This is a genomic window from Arundinibacter roseus, from assembly GCF_004348825.1.
Taxonomy (GTDB): Bacteria; Bacteroidota; Bacteroidia; order Cytophagales; family Spirosomataceae; genus Arundinibacter; species Arundinibacter roseus.
In genome coordinates this window covers 274,846-293,374 of sequence record NZ_SMJU01000003.1, presented here as the reverse complement: position 1 = coordinate 293,374, position 18,529 = coordinate 274,846, and the positions used below count along the sequence as shown (strand labels likewise).

Annotated in this window: 18 protein-coding genes; 4 read left to right on the top strand and 14 right to left on the bottom strand. The window is 42.8% G+C overall.

Going from position 1 to position 18,529, the window contains the following annotated elements:
* Window positions 1-49 precede the first annotated feature (49 nt).
* The 3 genes from EZE20_RS05930 to araA all read right to left on the bottom strand — a co-directional run bounded on the left by EZE20_RS05930 (window position 50) and on the right by araA (window position 3,772).
* On the bottom strand, window positions 50-1,390 hold the full coding sequence (locus EZE20_RS05930; protein WP_132115525.1) for a serine hydrolase domain-containing protein: 1,341 nt from the start codon (window positions 1,388-1,390) through the stop codon (window positions 50-52).
* Between the two features lie 183 nt (window positions 1,391-1,573).
* On the bottom strand, window positions 1,574-2,278 hold the full coding sequence (locus EZE20_RS05925) for an L-ribulose-5-phosphate 4-epimerase (RefSeq protein WP_132115514.1): 705 nt from the start codon (window positions 2,276-2,278) through the stop codon (window positions 1,574-1,576).
* Between the two features lie 3 nt (window positions 2,279-2,281).
* A complete protein-coding gene (gene araA, locus EZE20_RS05920) occupies window positions 2,282-3,772 on the bottom strand; it encodes an L-arabinose isomerase (protein WP_132115512.1) in 1,491 nt (496 codons plus the stop codon).
* 589 nt (window positions 3,773-4,361) lie between these two features.
* On the opposite strand from araA, the gene EZE20_RS05915 reads away from it, so the two are divergent.
* Together EZE20_RS05915 and EZE20_RS05910 are read left to right on the top strand one after the other, a co-directional pair.
* Window positions 4,362-5,321, top strand: a complete 960-nt coding sequence (locus EZE20_RS05915) for a hypothetical protein (protein ID WP_132115510.1) — start codon at window positions 4,362-4,364, stop codon at window positions 5,319-5,321.
* Window positions 5,322-5,338: 17 nt separating this feature from the next.
* Complete coding sequence (locus tag EZE20_RS05910) at window positions 5,339-7,627, top strand: hypothetical protein (RefSeq protein WP_132115508.1); 2,289 nt, start codon at window positions 5,339-5,341, stop codon at window positions 7,625-7,627.
* A 29-nt stretch (window positions 7,628-7,656) separates the two neighbouring features.
* Here EZE20_RS05910 and EZE20_RS05905 read toward each other — a convergent pair whose 3' ends face one another.
* The gene (locus EZE20_RS05905; RefSeq protein WP_132115506.1) at window positions 7,657-8,517 is read right to left on the bottom strand and encodes a class D beta-lactamase; all 861 of its coding nucleotides are present in this window, start codon (window positions 8,515-8,517) and stop codon (window positions 7,657-7,659) included.
* Between the two features lie 200 nt (window positions 8,518-8,717).
* Between EZE20_RS05905 and EZE20_RS05900 the strand changes: the two genes are divergently transcribed.
* On the top strand, window positions 8,718-9,326 hold the full coding sequence (locus EZE20_RS05900; protein ID WP_132115504.1) for a gluconate 2-dehydrogenase subunit 3 family protein: 609 nt from the start codon (window positions 8,718-8,720) through the stop codon (window positions 9,324-9,326).
* A 15-nt stretch (window positions 9,327-9,341) separates the two neighbouring features.
* Window positions 9,342-11,060 (top strand): GMC oxidoreductase, encoded by a 1,719-nt coding sequence (locus tag EZE20_RS05895; RefSeq protein ID WP_132115502.1) that lies wholly within the window; start codon window positions 9,342-9,344, stop codon window positions 11,058-11,060.
* A gap of 61 nt (window positions 11,061-11,121) precedes the next feature.
* On the opposite strand, the gene EZE20_RS05890 is transcribed toward EZE20_RS05895, so the two are convergent.
* The 10 genes from EZE20_RS05890 to EZE20_RS05845 all read right to left on the bottom strand — a co-directional run bounded on the left by EZE20_RS05890 (window position 11,122) and on the right by EZE20_RS05845 (window position 18,529).
* On the bottom strand, window positions 11,122-11,991 hold the full coding sequence (locus EZE20_RS05890; RefSeq protein ID WP_132115500.1) for a DNA/RNA non-specific endonuclease: 870 nt from the start codon (window positions 11,989-11,991) through the stop codon (window positions 11,122-11,124).
* Between the two features lie 17 nt (window positions 11,992-12,008).
* Window positions 12,009-12,398, bottom strand: a complete 390-nt coding sequence (locus EZE20_RS05885) for a nuclease A inhibitor family protein (protein ID WP_132115498.1) — start codon at window positions 12,396-12,398, stop codon at window positions 12,009-12,011.
* Between the two features lie 677 nt (window positions 12,399-13,075).
* Window positions 13,076-13,486 carry a cupin domain-containing protein gene (locus tag EZE20_RS05880; RefSeq protein WP_132115496.1) on the bottom strand — a complete coding sequence of 137 codons (411 nt, stop codon included), beginning with the start codon at window positions 13,484-13,486 and terminating at the stop codon, window positions 13,076-13,078.
* A gap of 71 nt (window positions 13,487-13,557) precedes the next feature.
* Window positions 13,558-14,355, bottom strand: a complete 798-nt coding sequence (locus tag EZE20_RS05875) for a cation transporter (protein ID WP_132115494.1) — start codon at window positions 14,353-14,355, stop codon at window positions 13,558-13,560.
* Window positions 14,356-14,521: 166 nt separating this feature from the next.
* Window positions 14,522-15,478, bottom strand: a complete 957-nt coding sequence (locus tag EZE20_RS05870) for a hypothetical protein (RefSeq protein WP_132115492.1) — start codon at window positions 15,476-15,478, stop codon at window positions 14,522-14,524.
* Window positions 15,479-15,538: 60 nt separating this feature from the next.
* On the bottom strand, window positions 15,539-16,366 hold the full coding sequence (locus tag EZE20_RS05865; RefSeq protein ID WP_132115490.1) for a helix-turn-helix domain-containing protein: 828 nt from the start codon (window positions 16,364-16,366) through the stop codon (window positions 15,539-15,541).
* A 171-nt stretch (window positions 16,367-16,537) separates the two neighbouring features.
* A complete protein-coding gene (locus tag EZE20_RS05860; protein WP_132115488.1) occupies window positions 16,538-17,158 on the bottom strand; it encodes a hypothetical protein in 621 nt (206 codons plus the stop codon).
* Between the two features lie 17 nt (window positions 17,159-17,175).
* Entirely contained in the window at window positions 17,176-17,586 is a 411-nt protein-coding gene (locus EZE20_RS05855) for a hypothetical protein (RefSeq protein WP_132115486.1), read from the bottom strand.
* A gap of 225 nt (window positions 17,587-17,811) precedes the next feature.
* Entirely contained in the window at window positions 17,812-18,066 is a 255-nt protein-coding gene (locus tag EZE20_RS05850) for a 2TM domain-containing protein (RefSeq protein ID WP_132115484.1), read from the bottom strand.
* A gap of 10 nt (window positions 18,067-18,076) precedes the next feature.
* Window positions 18,077-18,529: a nuclear transport factor 2 family protein gene (locus EZE20_RS05845; RefSeq protein ID WP_132115482.1), complete on the bottom strand. Its 453-nt coding sequence runs from the start codon at window positions 18,527-18,529 to the stop codon at window positions 18,077-18,079.

Below are 18,529 nucleotides of genomic sequence, written 5' to 3'. Positions count from 1 at the left end.
TAAGTGAATTGCACTTGAAATCTGAATCTGCGGGTGTTTTCAACTGGATTCAGGGCTTTCTGACAAAATCAAACGCTGCGTTTCCCTGTGAAAAGTGAAAGGCTTTTTGGCCCACTTTTTCAAAGAAAATCATTTTGATTCTCGCAGCCTCAAACCCAAATTCTGTATCGGAGTACGGTGTCAGCTGGAAAGCGCTTTGACCCGTCGCTTGCCCGAATAAGTTGCCGTCTTTTACAAAAACAGTAATTTCCAGCGGAAAATTGGCCGAAGTGTAGGTCCCCTCGTAGCTTGTCAATACTTCTTTTTCGACCTTTACTACTTTGCGCACCGATAAATCGGGATATGAAAGCGGATAACCGTAAGCGGCATTCAGAATTTGAATGGAAATATCGTTGGGTTCAAATTGTTTTCGACCGTTGACGAGCTGAATAAACAGGGTTTTATCCTCCCGATTATAGCCCACAAAAGAAACATAGCTTTCAATTCCGCCCCCGTGTCCATAAAATGTACGTCTTCCAAAGGGCACCGAACTAATCCCATAGCCGTACCCATCTTTGAGGTCAATCATGGCGGTCAGGCTTTTTTCGGAAATCAGCTTTCCATTAAAAAGGCCTTCGTAGAATAGCGCCAAATCAGAGGAAGTAGTAGCAATGCCTCCGGCCGCCGCGGCCCAGTCAATGTTCCACTCGGGTTGAGTAGAGAGCCATTTTTCACCGGTAAAAATGTAGGATTTCGCAAAATCTTTACGATCCTGCGGCCGGCCATAAAACGTATTTCGAGCACCAATTTTAGTCAAAATCCGGTTCTTTAACAGATTTTCGTAGGTGTCTCCCGTAATGGTTTCAAGAATCAATCCAAGGAGCAGGTAGTTGGTATTGCTGTATTCGTATTTTGTATCGGGTTCAAATTCGGTTTTTAGAGTTTTAAAGGTTTCCAAAAATTGCTCTTTGGTGATGGATTTATCCACCTGCTGTAAAAATCCAGGCATGTTGGTATAATTGAAGAGTCCCGACCGATGCCTGAGCATCATGGAAATCGTGATTCTGTCTGCGTTTGAAAGTTGTGGGTAAAATTTAGATAGCGGATCGTCCAGCCTGATTTTTCCTTCTTCCACCAACTGCAGGATCAGCACCGCGGTATAGGTTTTGGTTATAGAGCCAATCAAAAACTGGGTTTTTGAATGATTTTTCACACCCGATTCCAGATTCTGAAAACCTGCTGAACGTTGGAAGAGTACGCTGTCGGCCCGTTTGACCAACACATTTACAAAGAAGAGTTCTTTTTGGTCATAGATAGTAAATAAACTATCAATCGCTTTGGTATCCAGCTTTTGCGCGGTTCCACAGGCGCTTGTAAGCAGAAATATGAAGTATGGAAATACGTGTTTCATCAGACGTTTGCTTTGTGTTTTCAAGGAAAAGCCCAACTGCCCGTTCGGGCAGTTTTAATGGCTTTCAGCGAATGACGGCAAAATGTGAAACAGTACGTCCAATAATCGGATAAACACTACTATTTTAAGGATTTATGGTAGAATTGTCACTCTTCAGAAACCCTGTCACCAGCAATTCTCTATTTAGCAACCCTGTCCATAGTAGGCATTTTTTCCGTGCTTTCGCTCGTAATGTTTTAGTCGAAGGCTGTCCTTTAGCGGGTGTGTATTCGGATTTATTTGCAGCGTCAGAAAAGCCATACGGGCGATTTCTTCCAGTACGGCTGCATTGTACACCGACTTTGCAGCATCCTTCCCCCAGGTAAATGGCCCGTGGTTTTGGAGCAGGATCATTTCCATTTCCTGATTGGATAGTCCTTTATCCTGAAAACAATTCATGATCTGATGGCCCGTTTCGTGCTCGTAATCGCCCTCAATCATGGCATCGGTCAGCACAGAAGCGCAGGGAATTGGCTGATGGGTATGATCGGCATGGGTGGTTCCAAAAATTGGAATATCAAGTCCAGCCTGCGCCCACGCCACAGCGTATGTACTGTGGGTATGCGTGATGCCGCCAATGTTTTCCCAGGATTTATAAAGAAGCGCGTGGGTTTTGGTATCAGAAGAGGGTCGCATGGTTCCATCTACCACCCGGGCGTCATAATCCATAATGACAATATCTTGCGGATGCAGGTTTTCGTAAGGAACGCCACTGGGTTTTATCCCGAACACAGCCCGATCCCGGTCCACGGCACTTACATTACCAAAGGTAAAGAGTACCAATCCAAGCCGGGGCAGCTGACAATTGGCTTCGTAGGTTTCTTCCCGAAGCGTTTTATATGGATCCATAGATTATCGGAAGGCTATTTCGTTGAGTGTTAGTGTACTTTTCAAATTTCGGATGGTTGTATTTTTATCAATGACCACCAGTTCAATTCCCAACATTTCGGCCAGGTCTTCTATATATTCAGTCGTCAGATTTTGGCTATATCCGGTATGATGCGCGCCACCTGCCAAAATCCAGGCATGAAGTCCGGTTTCCATATCGGGCTGAGGCTTCCATAGCACGCGTGCCGTAGGTAACTTAGGGAATTCACGGTCTATTTCGACGGCCTCTACTTCGTTTACTAATAACCTGAACCGATTTCCCAGATCAATCAGCGAAACGTTGAGTGCCGGTCCGGGAGCGCCATTAAAAACCAGCCGAACCGGATCTTCCTTTCCACCGATGCCCAGCGGATGTACCTCACAGCTAATTTTTCCCGCCGCAATCGACGGACAAATTTCCAGCATGTGGGAGCCCAGCACCATTGGATTTTGAGGATCAAAATGATAGGTGTAATCTTCCATGAATGAGTTTCCTCCCGGCAGACCGGCAGCCATTACTTTCATAAGCCGGACAAGTGCGGCTGTTTTCCAGTCGCCTTCACCACCGTAACCGTAACCTGCCGCCATCATACGCTGCGAGCCAATACCCGGCAGTTGACGCATGCCGTGCAGGTCTTCGAAGGTATTGGTATAGGCTCCATAGCCGCCATCATGCAGGAAAGCTTTTAATCCCAGTTCGATTCGCGCTGCCTCTATCAACGAGCTGCGCGCGGACCCATTTTGGTACAAAGAAGGCATCAGTTGATAGCTGTCCTCATATTCCTGCATTAGCTCCTGAATTTCTGCATCCGAAATCTGCCGAATAACCTCTACGAGATCGCCTACTCCGTGGGTGTTTACCGATAACCCAAAGGCTATTTCTGCGGCTACTTTGTCCCCTTCGGTTACGGCAACCTGCCGCATGTTGTCCCCAAAACGCACGACTTTCATAGTTTTGAGCGTGGATTTACCCACAGCTACGCGGGTCCAACTGCCAATTTTTTTCTGAACCGATTCATTTTCCCAATGCCCCACCACCACTTTGCGGTTAATCCGCATACGGCTCATAATAAACCCAAATTCCCGGTCACCATGGGCCGATTGGTTTAGGTTCATAAAATCCATATCAATACTGTCAAACGGAATGTCCCGATTGAACTGGGTGTGCAGGTGCAGCAAAGGAATTTGCAGGGCATTGAGACCACTGATCCACATTTTTGAGGGTGAAAACGTGTGCATCCAGGTAATGATTCCTACACAGTTGGGGGTGGCGTTTGCCTGCTTACAGATCGTCAGAATCTCCTCGGGAGTTTTGACAACGGGTTTAAAAATAACCCGGACGGGTATAACCGAAGAATCGTCAAGGGCTTTGGCCAAAATTCTTGAATGTTCTTCGACTTTTCGCAGGGTTTCTTCCCCGTATAGATGTTGACTTCCGGTTACGAACCAAACTTCGTATGCTTGTAATTCAATCATATAGATTTTCGAAAATGATAAAGATGTAGGTCCTGGGGAATAGTAAAAGGTATTGATATTTAACTGATAACCAGATAAATATCAGGTTTAGAACGCTATACAACAAAACAACCAAAACCTGACTTTTAATATAAATTTGAGGAAGTTGGCTATTTTGTATAGAATACTATCAATCAAAAGTACTAATTGTGTTAAGATTACACAATTAAACGATACGCTGTTTATTTCAATTATAATTGACGGTGAGCAGATCATCTAAAGTTGCATTCTGCTTTTTCTGCTCCGCTGCTATTCCAGAAAGTTTGTTTCTATTGAATCCGGTAAATTAGCTTCGCAGTTTGCAGGTTGAAACAACTATTGAATGCTTACGAACCAATTATTCATTTCCCATGATTGAATTTTCATATTTTTTATTTTCCAGAAAACTAAACCGGAAAAATTGGGGTAAGAGTGCATCGTAAAATAACAGATCCAGGTTACAATTCTCACCGCTGCAAACCACGAGATTTAATTGAAATATAGGCAATGAAGGTATAAAATTTTTAATTTGCACAAACATCGGATTTTACATCCCTCAGACCCATCGTCCATGTCGCTGCATAAGAATGATTTTTTTGAAGGTATTTACCAGTTGAAAGAGGAACTTCACACTAGTTACACGCAGTGCAGATGGCGTGCAGTGGATTATACCTTCCCTTCGCCAAAATCAGTAGTAATTGATTTTTTACCAATACCTTTTGATGATCCTCTACATTGGATTGCACCTGTCAGTGGACTGATTCGGGTACAACAGTCAAAACCCTTTAATTTTCGCTATTTCGTATGGGAAGAAGGAAAAGAGCAAACAGTCAGCCAACTAAGTTCGGAAAAGATTGCCGGCAAAGATTCTAAAACGTTTGTTGATCTACTGAACACGATTCCGGCATCTCTTTCTGCTAACGAACAATTATTGCCGTTGGCCCCCGAATTCTGGCAAACGGGATCCGGCGAACCCATCGTTTTTTTCCGAAAACAACCCGGCAGGCATACTGATCCTGCAACTAATGGCCGGATTTTGGAGGATTGGAAAAATGCGATCGGTGAAAGTGAAACAGCTTCGGTAAGCGGTGAAGCACCCGTTCAAAAAGCCGGCACTGGAAAAATACCGCTTCGGGCGGTAATTCTTGCTGCCATCGGTATTATGTTGGCGTTTGGTGCCTTTATGGTAAAAAGAATGATTGATACAAGGTCAGTTTCACCAACAAGGAAAGTACACGCGGTAAAATTCGACTATGAGGTTTTTAAGAAAACTATTGATGAAGGAGTATCCATGGAGCAAAGCGGTGACTATGTGCATGCCGTGGAGCTTTTTGAAGTTGCTTCAAAATTTCCAACCTCTGATATCACCAGGAAAACCCTAGATAGTTTGGGTGATTCTTACTTTTTGCTCGCTACCACCGAGTGCAATAGATATAAACAGAGTCAAAATGCCGAGCTATACTTCATCCCAAACCAGTACTTTCATTATGCCTCCATCCTAAAAGGCACAGCACGGAAAAAATGCGAATAAAATTCTTACTTCTACTTTTGCTCTCATTCCTTGGATTCCAGCGTGTAATGGCGCAAATGCTGGACGATCGGAACCTGTATGATATTTGGCTTGCCGCCGAAAAACATATTGACGCCGGTCGGTTTGACAATGCCAAACTTCTGCTGGAAGGGCGTCCAAATGTTCCGGAATTTCAACAAAAACTCAAAACCACCAAAATCTTGCATACGCATTTTCAGGCAGGGGAGCGTTTTTTTAAGGCCAAAAACTACAAGGAAGCTCTGGCGCAGTACAGCAAATACCGATCAATTGAAAGAGATATTCATGTTGCCATTTTTGATACTCGAATAGAAACCTGCCTGAAACAATTGGAACGGATCCAAACCAGGAAATTGGATGATGTAACACGGGTAGTTGCGGGCTTTGAATGGGCCTACAAAGGAGAGAAACAGCTTTCGGTTTTGGATACAGCCGCAGCCTCGAAGAGCTTTGCCAAAGCGAGACAACTGGGCGGGAGTCGAAATTCTACGTTGCGGGAGCAGTATCAGGAAGGCTTACAGGCAGTAAAATCCTTAAGAGTATGGGGAGAACGCTATACGGTAGCGAAAACCGGAAATGATCCGGATAAAACGCTGGACCTGTTGAAGGAATATCGATTGGCTTCCAGGTATATTATTGGCGGACTTGAAAGTGAAATTAAAAAAATGGAGGAAAAATCAACCGTAGCACCAGAAGTCAGGATCATGGATTTGGCAAACAAGTGTCAGATTACGGACCTTATTTACTTGATACAAACCAATAAAGCTGCGTTCGCGGATTCGGATGAAATGTTGATGCTAATCAATGAGTTTATGCAAATGGAGAATGATATAAATTCCTTTAAGCGCGGGCCAGGAAACTATGAATTTATCAAAAGTGGGTATGAGAGTTTGATCAGGAAAGGTACACAAGTTCCAAAGATTGGTTTGCAGCTTGGGGCGTGTGCCCAAAAGCAATTTGCCGAATACCTGATTGAACTGGCTCAGATCAGCGAAAAAGCAGGTGATCAAAACAATTTGCAAACAAGGTATCAGGAGGCAATCAAATATTTGGTACAAACCAAACAAATTGCACCGCCCCAAATGCTGCCGCAGGTTGAGGAGTCGCTCAGCCGGCTGGCCGGCAAACTTACATGTGATGAAATACGTGCTGATTTTAAAAAATGGGCTGATACTGCCCAAATGGAGCTAGCCAACTGCCGGGTAGTTCAGGCAAAGAAGGCCTGGGATGAAGGACTCGCAACCCTGATAGGCTGTGAAGCAAATAGCTCCAAATTTTTGGAGCCATACAGGCCGCTGGCCAACCAACTAGCCGCACGGTATCTGACCGACAGTTTATATACTTCTTATAACACACAGGCGCAAAAGGCTATGGATGCCTTACGTTGCGAAGATGCAAAAGAGTTGTTCCAAAAAATGGTCGCGCTTGATGTTTGTAATGTGGCAATTCGGGATAGTGCGTATGCAAAAAACATACTTCGGATTGCAGCCTGCGAGCGGACGAGTTGTTTTACTGGCAATAGTGAAAATGCGGCGCAGAGCATTAAAAACAAAGAATGGAAGCAGGCGTATGTCTTGTATAAGTCGGCCTATGAATGTGGAAATTTTGCTCAAAAGGAAAGAATCAGTGAAATTCTTTTGGCAATCGAATGCGACGCCTATCCCGAAAAATGCAGTGGAAGAGGGCCCAAGCTGTCTGTGGAACCAACCGCACGGTTGCTGGCAAATAAACCAAAATATACCGAAGAAGGTGTTGGTAAAGCTACTGGCTATGGCTATTTTACTTCTGCCGGGCTTCAGCTTACATTTTTGTCTTATGAAAGTCCACTGGATTTTGTCCTAGGTGTGGAGTATTTCCGAACGGAATATCAGTCGCTCCAAATCATTCAGTCCAAAGAGTACACCTCATCCGAATTTGATATTTCCGGCGCGGCGATGCATGTTGCAGTCAAGGTTCATAAACCAAATGCAAATGCAAGTAAATTTCGACCCTACCTGAAAGGTGGTGTTGAGCTTCTGATGCCCATGAGCTATGCCCGAATTGATTTGGAAAATGTCTCAAACTCAACTAATAATCGACTGCTACTAAAAAAACAATCGCTCAATGCACTTGGTGGAGTTGGGGTTGAAATTCAGCGTAAAAAGTTTGGGTTCTTTGTGGAAGCCACGTTGGGCTACAATTTCTCGGGTTTGTACAATTCCAACTTTATTACCTCATCGGGATCAAAAGGTATTACAGAGTCCTATTTCAGAATGGCCGGTATCAGGACGGGGATACGGTTTTGGTGAATGGGATGAGGCAGGATTTTGGGCTTCTATCAGTTTAAAATCCCCAGATCCCGAAACACTGCTTTGGTAATATCTTTTCGGCAATTGCCAAACATTGGGCTGTTAAACGTTCTATCCTGCAATAATCGGGTTGCAAAAATGTACACCTCTTTTTCTTTTTCGATGTAACCCACCCACCAACCGGTATTGGTATTGTTATCCCTCGTCCATCCGGTTTTGGTATGAAACGTATAGCCATCAAGCTGTTGGGTAATCATAACTTTTTTAACGAGTTGCATAGTGCGTTTTGAAAAAGGAAGTTTTTCTTCGTAAAGCTTTTTAATAAATTCTACCTGATTGAGAGGAGATATTTTGAATGCGCCAAAATTCCAAAAATCCGCGTCGGTTTGGGATAAGTCAAGATTTCCGTAATCGGTTAACGAAAGATATTTTTTGTAGTTTTCCCTGCCAATTTTTTTTGCCAATTCAATGAATACCCAACCGGCAGAAACCTCAAACGCCTCTTTCACAGTCATATCGTGGTAAATTTCGGGCCGATAGCCATACTTAACCGTATCTGTGCTCCCGACCCATTTCACCACTGTGTTTTCGTCCTCAATCGTCCTGGTTTCCAGCGCAATCAGTAAATTAATTATCTTAAAAGTCGATGCCGGAAGCGTTTCAAGCCTGGTCTCCAGCGTATCGGACATAATCCACTGCTTTCTCTTTCCATCATATACGACAATAGCCCCTTCTACCCGGCAGGAATCAAAGTAGGATTGAAAATCATTGCGGATTGATAGTGTATCTCGCTTATCCGCGTGGGACGAATTTCCAGATTTATTCTGGTTGGAACAGGAAAACGTGCCAAAGGATACGAATAGTCCTGCGAATATATAGTGCCACGTCATGGGATATGGATAATTATGTGAGTGGTAGAAACGCAATAGTTAGGGTCTACGCCTGGAACGTTGAAATAGTATTATCTCCGCAGCTTTAAGAAAAACGAAGACATGCAAATGTAGTGAGAGACGCAATACTGTGCGTCTTTACAACCGATCTTTAAAAGTATATTTTGGTAAGTTCTGCATTTTACAAATAAACATTACGCATGAATAGAAGAGAGGCAATTAGTCATGTAGCCCTGCTTTTGGGTGGGGCGTTTTCGGCGCCAACGCTGCTGGCTATGGATCATTTGGAAAGTAGAGCGGCGGTGAAAAACGCTACCGTTGTGTTTGAATTAAATGAGATGCAGAGGAAAATCGTTGCGGAAGTAGCCGAGATGATTATCCCCAAAACCGATACGCCCGGAGCACTGGAAGCAGGGGTACCGGACTTCATTGAATTAATGCTCAAAGATTGCTACCGACAACCCGAACATATTAGCTTTAATGAAGGTATTCAACAGCTAAAAACCGCTGGATTTTTGACAAAATCACTCGCCGAAAAAACGGATTTTCTACGCAGGCTGGAAGAGGATACGAAAGAAATGATGAAGGCTTATCAGGTACAGCAATCAAAAATGGGTGATAATGAAGACCAGGAACTCATCAAAGTTCAAGCCAAAGGTCTTCCCTTTTGGCGGCTGATGAAAGAACTTACGCTGCTAGGGTATTTTACCTCCGAAGTGGGAATTAGGAGCTCTTTTGACTACGTGCCAATTCCCGGAAAACTGGAAGAAGTAAAATTGAAACCCAACCAAAAAATGTACGCGTACTGATCAATCGCTCCTGACATGAACTTAAACCTAGTAGTAGATAAAACCCACCGATACAACGCCATTGTGGTAGGTTCCGGTATGACGGGCGGTATGGCGGCCAAAGAACTTACCGAAAAAGGACTGCACGTGCTGATGATTGAGCGCGGGCGCGAAGTCAAACATATTGAAGATTATGACACCGCCATGAAAGCGCCGTGGGAGTTTGCTTACCGCGGAAAAGTACCCGTGCATTCGGCGGAAGAATTATGGGCTAACAACCGGTTTGGTACGTTGGCTAACGAAGAGACAGGGTCGTTTTTTACCAACGACAAGCATAATCCTTACATCGAAAAACGTCCATTTGATTGGATTCGGGCCTACCACACGGGCGGAAAATCCATGCACTGGGGACGGCAGTCTTACCGCTGGAATCGGCAGGATTTTGAAGCCAATGCCAAAGAGGGCATCGGCGTGGACTGGCCGATCCGCTACGACGACCTTGCTCCCTGGTACACGCACGCGGAAAAATTTGTGGGCATTAATGGAAATAAAGACAATCTGGAAGTTCTTCCGGATGGTTTTTTTCTGCCCGCCATGCCCATGTATTCACCCGAAAGACATTTTTCGCAGACGATGATGAAAAAGCTGAATCGTCCGGTTGTCATCGGACGAACGGCCAATCTGACCAAACCTCAGCCGTGGCACACGGCCCTTGGCCGGGCTACCTGCCAATACCGAAGTAAATGCGCCCGCGGGTGTCCTTATGGCGCAGTTTACAGTTCGCTTTCCGGGGCTATTCCGGCTGCAACTCAAACCAGGCGTCTTTCGATGCTGCACGACACGATTGTTTCGGAGGTACTCTTCGACGAAAAAACTCAAAAAGCTACCGGGGTGCGGGTTATAAATCAGCATACACGCGAGGTGAGTGAATATTTTGCGGACATAATCTTTTTGAATGCCGGTTCAATGAACACGGCAGCCTTACTTCTGAACTCTAAATCCAACCGTTTTCCCGATGGTTTGGGAAATGATAGCGATCAGGTGGGCCGAAATATCATGGATCATCATTTGGGCGTTGGCGCTAATGCCAGCGTCGAAGGCTTCGAGGACGATATTGTGTATGGTCAACGGCCCAATGCGCTCTACATTCCCAGATTTAGAAATTGGGCCAACGACAAACAGACCGAATACATGCGAGGCTTTGGGTATCAGGGGGGCGCTAGCCGAAGCGATTGGAAACGCGGGGTTGCTCAGGACGGTTTTGGCGCTGATTTCAAAAAGCAAATAACGCAGCCTGGCAAATGGAACATCGGGTTTGGCGGTTTTGGAGAAGTACTGCCAAATCCTGATAACCGAATGTATCTTGATGCCGAAAAGACGGATTCATGGGGAATTCCGATGATTGTTTTTGATGCCGCTTTTGGGGAAAATGAACTGGCTATGCGCAAAGACATCGCCAACTCCGCTGCCGAAATGCTCGAAGCGGCAGGATTTAAAAACATCAATACCTACAATCGACCCGAAGTGCATTTGGGATTGGGAATTCATGAAATGGGGACGGCCCGTATGGGTAAAGATCCAAAAACGTCGGTTCTCAACAAGTACAATCAGGTGCATGCGTGCAAAAATGTATTCGTTACGGACGGGGCCGCAATGGCCTCTTCTTCCTGTGTCAATCCGTCGCTAACATACATGGCACTAACCGCGCGGGCGGCAGATTTTGCCGTATCAGAAATGAAAAAGAAGAATTTGTAAATTCTTCTGAACAATAATTTCAATTCTACGCAACTGCCATTGACGTACAGGACAATGAATCTTAGTTCTGTGTTGGGGTATCAAAAAAATATCCCAACACAGAATCCGTAGGATCAAATTTCTCCTGTCGCAAAGCCGCCCGAACGTTTGGATGTACATCTGTAAAGAACGTTACTCCTGCTGCTTTTTCAATTGCCGAAGGAGTTGTAATAAATGATGCCCAACTTTTGTTATTTGTCAAGGATGTCTGATTGGGGAAATCAACCGCAATGACCGGCGTTGTCTCAGAAATTTGATTGACCGTTCCAAAATTGGGTATAGCCACGATTACCTTGTATTTATGGGCCGGAACGTTTACTGAGTTCTTGATACTGTTGGCCATTCCTTTACTCCCTTCGCCACCGGTGCCGTACGTACCCGCAATGATATAGAGACGATAGTTTTTTTGAGCTAACGTACGGCAGTAATCTTCCAGTCTCGCCCACGATTCACGGTTAAGTTCCGGGGCTTGGGGAATCATATTGGTCATCAAAAACGTAGCAGAATTATCAGCAACCGTTTTGGTTCGGTCTGCGGAAGGACAAAGGTGCCCCCGGTCAAAACCAGAATTTGTATAATCCGACGGTAGTACCCGGTACCAGTTCACCGGCAGCGTTTCATCCGGTTGGAAGTTGTCCTGCCGATCCGCCGTACCAATCCAATCTTTGGATAGTTCCCAACTCACCCAATTGGCGTGACCTTTAGCTTTGTTATAGCTCAATGCGTATTGCGGCAAAATCATCAAGTAATTGTCAGCTGTACTTTCGGCAGCATTGGAAGGATTGCCCAAACTCAGGTGAACGCTTTCAGGAATTGAAGGGGCAATGATGACTGGCCTGACGCAACAAACCGAAAGCCAAACCAGGAGCAGTACACAAAAGTGTTTTTTCATAAATAACGTTGAGTTTGTCAGGTGCGAACGACCATCGTTTGCAGGCCATGAATGCACTGATTGTGGAAACCCAGGTAATAGAGGCTTACTTCCCTGTTTCCGACTTCGAAGTATTTAATATTTTCAAGGGTTGAATCCAGGATTTCTCTGATCGTAATAAATCGCTCTACACGTTCACGTGCTGAGTCGTCATACCAGGAATGATGAGTAGTGACGGCGGTCCAAAAATGAAAAGGATCACGGGTGAGTATGGAAATATTTTGGTCAATACCAAAGAGTTGTCTGAATTGCTCCGGACCGAAACTTCCCGATGAGTCAGGGTAATCTTTGCAGAAAAAATGTACCGGTTCGTCAGACTCGCCCGGATAAAGTAATCCTTCCGTAAGGGGCACCATTTGTGATAGCATTCACAAAGGTAAATAAGATCAATTCATGTAGCTAATGTAAAAAGGAAATTTGAATGAATTGACATAAAAATGTCAAGATTGGGAGCCCACATCAGGAATTGTAGATTTTAAATTACTTGACATCCAGGAGTGTAAGTGCCTGATAGTTAATATATAAAACTTTTGTTCTTAACTAAAAAAAGCAGAATTTAGGGGTTGTTCCCATAATTATTCTCATAGGAAAAACTTTTCAAAAAATTAATAAGCTGTCAGAGATACTCTTATCTCTAAAATATGTAACTATAAATCAAAAAACTAATAAATGAAGGTCTGATTATAATGAGAGAATGTAGAGTTTGATCTTAAAAATTGAATACCAAAACATGTATTTATGATTCATAAAAAACAATAAAAAAACAGCTCAACTTCAATATGAGGCTGAGCTGTAAATCAAAATTAATCCCAATCTATGTACCTGCGCAAATGTTTCAGGTCATAAACTTTTACTAAGATATAATGCAAATGTTAACTACAAATTAAAATGAATCAAAATTCGCAGACTACGTGACGAAAGGGCTATTAATTGTTATGAATGGAAAAAATCACTAACTGGCTATGGGGTAATTTTCAAAAATTAGCAACCTGAAAAAAAGCAATTCTTACCCAAAGAGAGCATTTACTTTATTAGGATACTTTTTTTACTTTTTTTCCGCAAACCAATTGACAATTGCAGGCATGTTGCGTTCAAATCCACCGGGAATGAAAAAATTCAGAATCCCTGTTTTTTGGTCTGTACGGTTACAAAAATCATGTTGGGTTCTCGCCGGAATTCTCAAAAAGCTTCCTTTGGCAGCGTCTATCCATTTTTCACCAACCAAAAAAGTTGGAGTACCTTCCAGAACATAAAAAACTTCGTCATTTTCCGGATGCTGATGCGGACCCGGACCATTGGAATTGGGTTCAAGCCACCACTCGGAAATGCTGTACTTTTCATCGGTTTCTTGTTCATCTGCTTTAAAAATGGCGGTCATTGTTCCACACGAATAAATTCTACCTTCCCCCTTGGATAGAAAAATTGTATTATCTGAATCTTTTTCAACCTCTTTCATGTAGTTCGTAATTTAATTGTGGTGATTTTATTGGAAAGTTACAAAAATGAGGGCTCCCAGTAAACAAACATTTATTTGGCCAGATTCAAAATTTTCCCTGCACCAAGCGCCACCAGAATAAATACGAGGAGTCCCACCAGTAAATCAGGGTAGTTTGAATCCGTTAAATATACCAGGGCGCCTGCAAGAATCACCCCCAGGTTTACCATAATGTCGTTTGAAGTAAAAATCATACTTGCCTGCATATGTACTTCTGCACTTTTGCTTTTTTGCAGCAGGTACAAACAAAGTCCGTTTCCTGCCAATGCAAGAATCGAGACAAAAATCATAAGCCGAAAAGCAGGGTTTGCTTCCTGACCTGTAAATCTTCGAATGACTTCCAAAAGTCCCAAAACCGCCAGAAGAAATTGGAGGTATCCGGCCGCTTTTGCAATGGACTTTTTCCTGGCTAAGGTTCCACCAACAGCATAAAGCGCCAGGCCATATACCAAACTGTCGGCCAACATATCCAAACTATCGCCAATAAGTCCCATAGAACCAGCAATAAATCCGGTGGATAATTCCAGGATAAAAAAGAAAAAGTTAATGGCCAATACCTGCCAAAGCAAACGTCTTTCCTGCACAGAAGTATCTGCAGGAATTGGCAGATAATCCGCAGTAATGCTTTCAATATAGGTACTGTCAAAGTTTAGAGAATCAAGTCTTTGAAGTATTTCTACATGACTATTTGTGTGATAAACAGTCAGTTGTCGGTTTGGAATATCAAAATCTAAATTCCTGATAATTTGCAAATCAGCAAGTTTCATCCGAATCATCTGCTCTTCGGATGGACAATCCATTTTTGAAATTTTGAATAGAGTTTTCTGCATGGCAACCGCTCAGATAGTTGGATAAAGTTAAATATTCCTATTGACCCATGCTTCAAATATACTCGCAAAATCAACTTGCATTAATTGATTGCCTATTGAAATTTTAGTACTGATAAACAAACCCGAATATACAAATCAGACTATTCTAATACCTACCATTTCTGAATTATGGGGTAGTATTCCATTTCAAATATACATCCGCTACGGAAGGATGAACGTCCATTTTCAACATTTCTGCAAAAGATTCATCACTCATTTCCTGCTGATGTTGCCTGAGCGCATTCCATAATTTTTTCAAAACCTGTTTTCCACCGGCATCATAAATGGCTTTGGCCGACCCGTGAAACCTGCTCTGATACCAACCATAATTTCTTGGCCCCATACCTAATGTAGCGTACAATTTTTCAAAATCATGTAGACTGGTATAGGAATATTCTGCCGTTCCGGCATTTATTATGAGGTTTGGAAATGCTTCCAGTGCGGGCAAGAGTTCAGGTTTTTTTTCAGCTACGTAGGTATGCAGCATAATGTTTACGAATAGTTCTCCCATCCAATGCCGGTGCATTTTCAAACCTGCCTGAGCGGTGTAGGAGTGCCCCATTTCGTGCAGTGCCAGCAGATCAAAAAAAGGCATCATGGTATACGTTCCGTCGGGTTTGGCATAGGCAGTTTTAAACTGAGATGCCAGTGAGGCGGGCAGAGTATCAACCGGCGGGATAAAACTTCGCCAAAAATCATTGTCTTCCGCCGCAATCACCAAACGAACCTGATCCAAATTGTGCGGAAAACCATACACGTCATGCAAAGGCTTGGCGGCAACGGACTTCCAATCCCCCGGTGCAAGAATATAAAGTTCTGTTTTCGGGGTAAATCCAACCTCTTTTTGAAAAAATACTTCCGCATTTTCCATTAACCGGGCAATGAATGCGGCCCTTTCCTGATGTCCGATACTATACCGGATCGTTTGGGAATAACCCATCAATTTTTCCAGTGGAAGTGAATCCGGTATTACTTGATGGGCCGATTGACCCCAAACCGAATTGCCGAGCAAAAGAAGCGTACAAGTGATACCAGGAAGGCTTTTTAGCTTCCAAAACGTCAGAATACTCGTTTGGTTTTTCATGTTTTTTTTAACCAAAGGTATTGTCCGCATCTTCGTAGTGCATAGTAAAAAATCGACAACTTACCAGCGAAGGTCTTTTTGCATTCGTAAGGGGGTTAACAATAGTTGCTGCTCAATAATGGAAGGATTTACGCCGGCAAATACTTTGAAATCCCTGATCATGTGCATTTGGTCATAATAGCCTGCTTCGTAGGCAATTTTAATCCAACTCATGTGCGGGAATGCTTCACGCAGGCGGTAGGCCCTGGAAAATCGCAAAATACGCGCATACATTTTTGGATTCATACCAATTCTTTCTTTACACGTTCTTTCAAATTGTCTGAGGCTCAAACAGGAGAGTGAAGCTGTTTTCTCCATGCTCAACCTTCCATCAGTGCTTAGTAATATACGCATGGCAGCATCAAATGGGAGTCGTGTTTTGAGCGCTGTAGCCTGCTTTAAAAGGAATTTTTCAACGATATTTTTACCCTCTTCCAGCTCAGAAAGATTGCAAAGTTGTTCATGAATGATTCTCATTTCGGATCCAAAAACATCTTGTGCGTCCAAACCTGCGTCCAATAAATCAATCATCGGAATACCCAACATCCGGTACATGCCTCCCGGAAGAAAATCTACCCGAATCGCTCTTAATTGATTCGATACGCGTATGTTGACCCGTGAGTACTGAGGGCCAATCAATACTATGGATGGTTGTTTGTCGAATTTGGTTTGCAAATCCCTCCCCATCGCAACTGGGTCATTGCAGTAAAAAATCAGCGACTGGAAGGGGGTGGGAGGATAGGGAGTTACTACCTCGCAATGATTTTCAGGAAGCTTGACATGTACCGTGGAAATAGTCAAAACATATTCCTGTAATGCCAGATGAGGTACGTATATTTTCACATCCATTGCTACCTTTACTAAATTTCCAATGAACAAGTATAGGTATTTATTAGTAAAATAATGCTGATTGTTTATTGAACGGATGTTCTATCATTTGACAATGAAAGGGAGGATTCATCCAGAAACACTAGTTGTTCTGCACAAATCCTCCCAATAAAAATATGGAAATACTTACTATTACCTGAATAAACCGAATTTCAGACCGACATACCCTGTTAATCCGGAAAGGTCAGTTTGATCAAAATTTCTATAATTCATTTGACCAACATACCGATAACCGGCACCAATATTGAAACGTACGTTTTTGTGTAAGTTAACTTCGAGTAATGCGGATGGTTCAAGCTTGAAAAAGTTGGACTCGCCCAGCCCAGCTTCGCCATTATCATCGTCCATTTGTACTTCTCCAAACCCGACGTACAGAGGCAGGGTTAAATGCAAAAGTCTATTTGACAAAAGCGTAAATTCTCCGAATCCACCGGCTGACCAATAATCCATATAAATATTTGGTAAAGTTTCGCTAACCGGATTTATTTGATTCATCGAAGTATTATAAAAACCTCCAAAAGAGAATTTATCGTTAAAAGAAACTCCCCCTCGCAGGTGAAACAGCGATGCGTGGCTGCCATCCATTTGGGTGAACGCATAACCCGGAGAAACAAAAAAACCTATGTTACTGGCATTTAATGACTTCGTGTTTCCAAATACTGTTTTGGGCTCTGTGACAGTTTGGGCAATGCTCACTTTTAGATTGCACACACAGAAGGTTACTATAAAGAAATACTTGATCGTCGTTTTCATGAAAGTTTTAAGTTGATTTATAAAAATTGGAACTCTAATACATCTTCATTATCCTCAAAACGGATGCTTGATGAATCATTTGATATGAAATACCAATCATCATCTAATTCAGATAATGGAGAATTTTTTGGGAAACCTAAACGCAACTCAGTTATGCCGTCATCACTAAATACGAAGTAGTTTCCTACAATAACTTCGTCAGTTCTTGTAGCAGTAACAGTTCCATCCTGAAGAAAGACAAAGAAAAATTCACTAACTGAGGAAGTCATTGATTTACCTTCCTCATCGAATTGTGAAATTCTTAATCCCGCAGGAAAGAGTAGAGCTGTTTTTACCGTTTCAGGACTGCTCGCAAGATTTATTGATTCTTGATTTTGACAAGAAATGGTTGCCAGTAAGACGCAAATTAAAAAACATACTTTTTTCATAGATATGCTCGAATAAAGTTGAATTATCACTTTAACGGCTCGGAAATAACTTAATTTTTTAAAGCGGTTATTAAATGTTATTTAGGTTGCTATAAATTTTTTTTAGGATGGCTGTTTTATAGATAATTCAAAATTTATTCCTAATGAAAGTCTTCTAAAAAAAATGCCCGGTAAAGCTTACCGGGCAACGTGAAAAAATACAAAATTTAATCTTGCTATGTTTTATTAGTAATTTTTCAATATCCTGACTTCTCTGTCAATTGAAAAGAACTTATCGGTATGGTATACTCCCAGCCAATGAAACAGGAGTCCAACTCCCCAGCCAAGAGCTGGCCAAACTGGCCACAAGTAGGAGGTGTCGGTGAATGCCCAAATAATCCAGTTTATGGGAAATAGAAGTATAAATACCGTTAGATGAATTTTGAAGCCCACCCGCCTTTTGGCTTTTTCGATGATTTGATTTTCGATGATTATGTTCATGTCGATGGGTTTAGTCGTTGATGGGTGGGAGAGAAGCTTCCGGCAGCCCAGTCAAAGACAGCCTTTTGCATAAGTCACTAAATAACGCTGTATCCAGATAACCATGCAGATAAAAGACCTTGCCCCAGCGCATTTTTATGATGTGTACACCTTCGTTTACATACGGCTCTCCATTAGCCGGGGTGGCCGTGTCTTCCCATTCAACGGCAATTGTAGTATTCCAGGGGGTACCGCTTGCTACTACATTTTTAATCGTAAAATGTAGCTGAGGGGTGATCGTGTACATTCGTTTGAACCACCTGCGCATACTTTCAACGGAATGTCGCGTGCCTCCGATGGGGTGATTTCCTGAAAAGGTATGTATGATTCTTGGCGAGATTCCTTCTAAAACAGATTCGTAATCTCCGCGGTTTAAGGCTGCAAATGATTTTTTAACCATTTGCTTTATAATATAGTGATACAT

Excerpts from the sequence above, each read along its gene's own strand:
- EZE20_RS05930 (WP_132115525.1), bottom strand. The coding sequence starts at position 1,390 with ATGAAACACGTATTTCCATACTTCATATTTCTGCTTACAAGCGCCTGT.
- EZE20_RS05925 (WP_132115514.1), bottom strand. The coding sequence starts at position 2,278 with ATGGATCCATATAAAACGCTTCGGGAAGAAACCTACGAAGCCAATTGT.
- araA (WP_132115512.1), bottom strand. The coding sequence starts at position 3,772 with ATGATTGAATTACAAGCATACGAAGTTTGGTTCGTAACCGGAAGTCAA.
- EZE20_RS05915 (WP_132115510.1), top strand. The coding sequence starts at position 4,362 with ATGTCGCTGCATAAGAATGATTTTTTTGAAGGTATTTACCAGTTGAAA.
- EZE20_RS05905 (WP_132115506.1), bottom strand. The coding sequence starts at position 8,517 with ATGACGTGGCACTATATATTCGCAGGACTATTCGTATCCTTTGGCACG.
- EZE20_RS05900 (WP_132115504.1), top strand. The coding sequence starts at position 8,718 with ATGAATAGAAGAGAGGCAATTAGTCATGTAGCCCTGCTTTTGGGTGGG.
- EZE20_RS05895 (WP_132115502.1), top strand. The coding sequence starts at position 9,342 with ATGAACTTAAACCTAGTAGTAGATAAAACCCACCGATACAACGCCATT.
- EZE20_RS05890 (WP_132115500.1), bottom strand. The coding sequence starts at position 11,991 with ATGAAAAAACACTTTTGTGTACTGCTCCTGGTTTGGCTTTCGGTTTGT.
- EZE20_RS05885 (WP_132115498.1), bottom strand. The coding sequence starts at position 12,398 with ATGCTATCACAAATGGTGCCCCTTACGGAAGGATTACTTTATCCGGGC.
- EZE20_RS05880 (WP_132115496.1), bottom strand. The coding sequence starts at position 13,486 with ATGAAAGAGGTTGAAAAAGATTCAGATAATACAATTTTTCTATCCAAG.
- EZE20_RS05875 (WP_132115494.1), bottom strand. The coding sequence starts at position 14,355 with ATGCAGAAAACTCTATTCAAAATTTCAAAAATGGATTGTCCATCCGAA.
- EZE20_RS05870 (WP_132115492.1), bottom strand. The coding sequence starts at position 15,478 with ATGAAAAACCAAACGAGTATTCTGACGTTTTGGAAGCTAAAAAGCCTT.
- EZE20_RS05865 (WP_132115490.1), bottom strand. The coding sequence starts at position 16,366 with ATGGATGTGAAAATATACGTACCTCATCTGGCATTACAGGAATATGTT.
- EZE20_RS05860 (WP_132115488.1), bottom strand. The coding sequence starts at position 17,158 with ATGAAAACGACGATCAAGTATTTCTTTATAGTAACCTTCTGTGTGTGC.
- EZE20_RS05855 (WP_132115486.1), bottom strand. The coding sequence starts at position 17,586 with ATGAAAAAAGTATGTTTTTTAATTTGCGTCTTACTGGCAACCATTTCT.
- EZE20_RS05850 (WP_132115484.1), bottom strand. The coding sequence starts at position 18,066 with ATGAACATAATCATCGAAAATCAAATCATCGAAAAAGCCAAAAGGCGG.
- EZE20_RS05845 (WP_132115482.1), bottom strand. The coding sequence starts at position 18,529 with ATGTATCACTATATTATAAAGCAAATGGTTAAAAAATCATTTGCAGCC.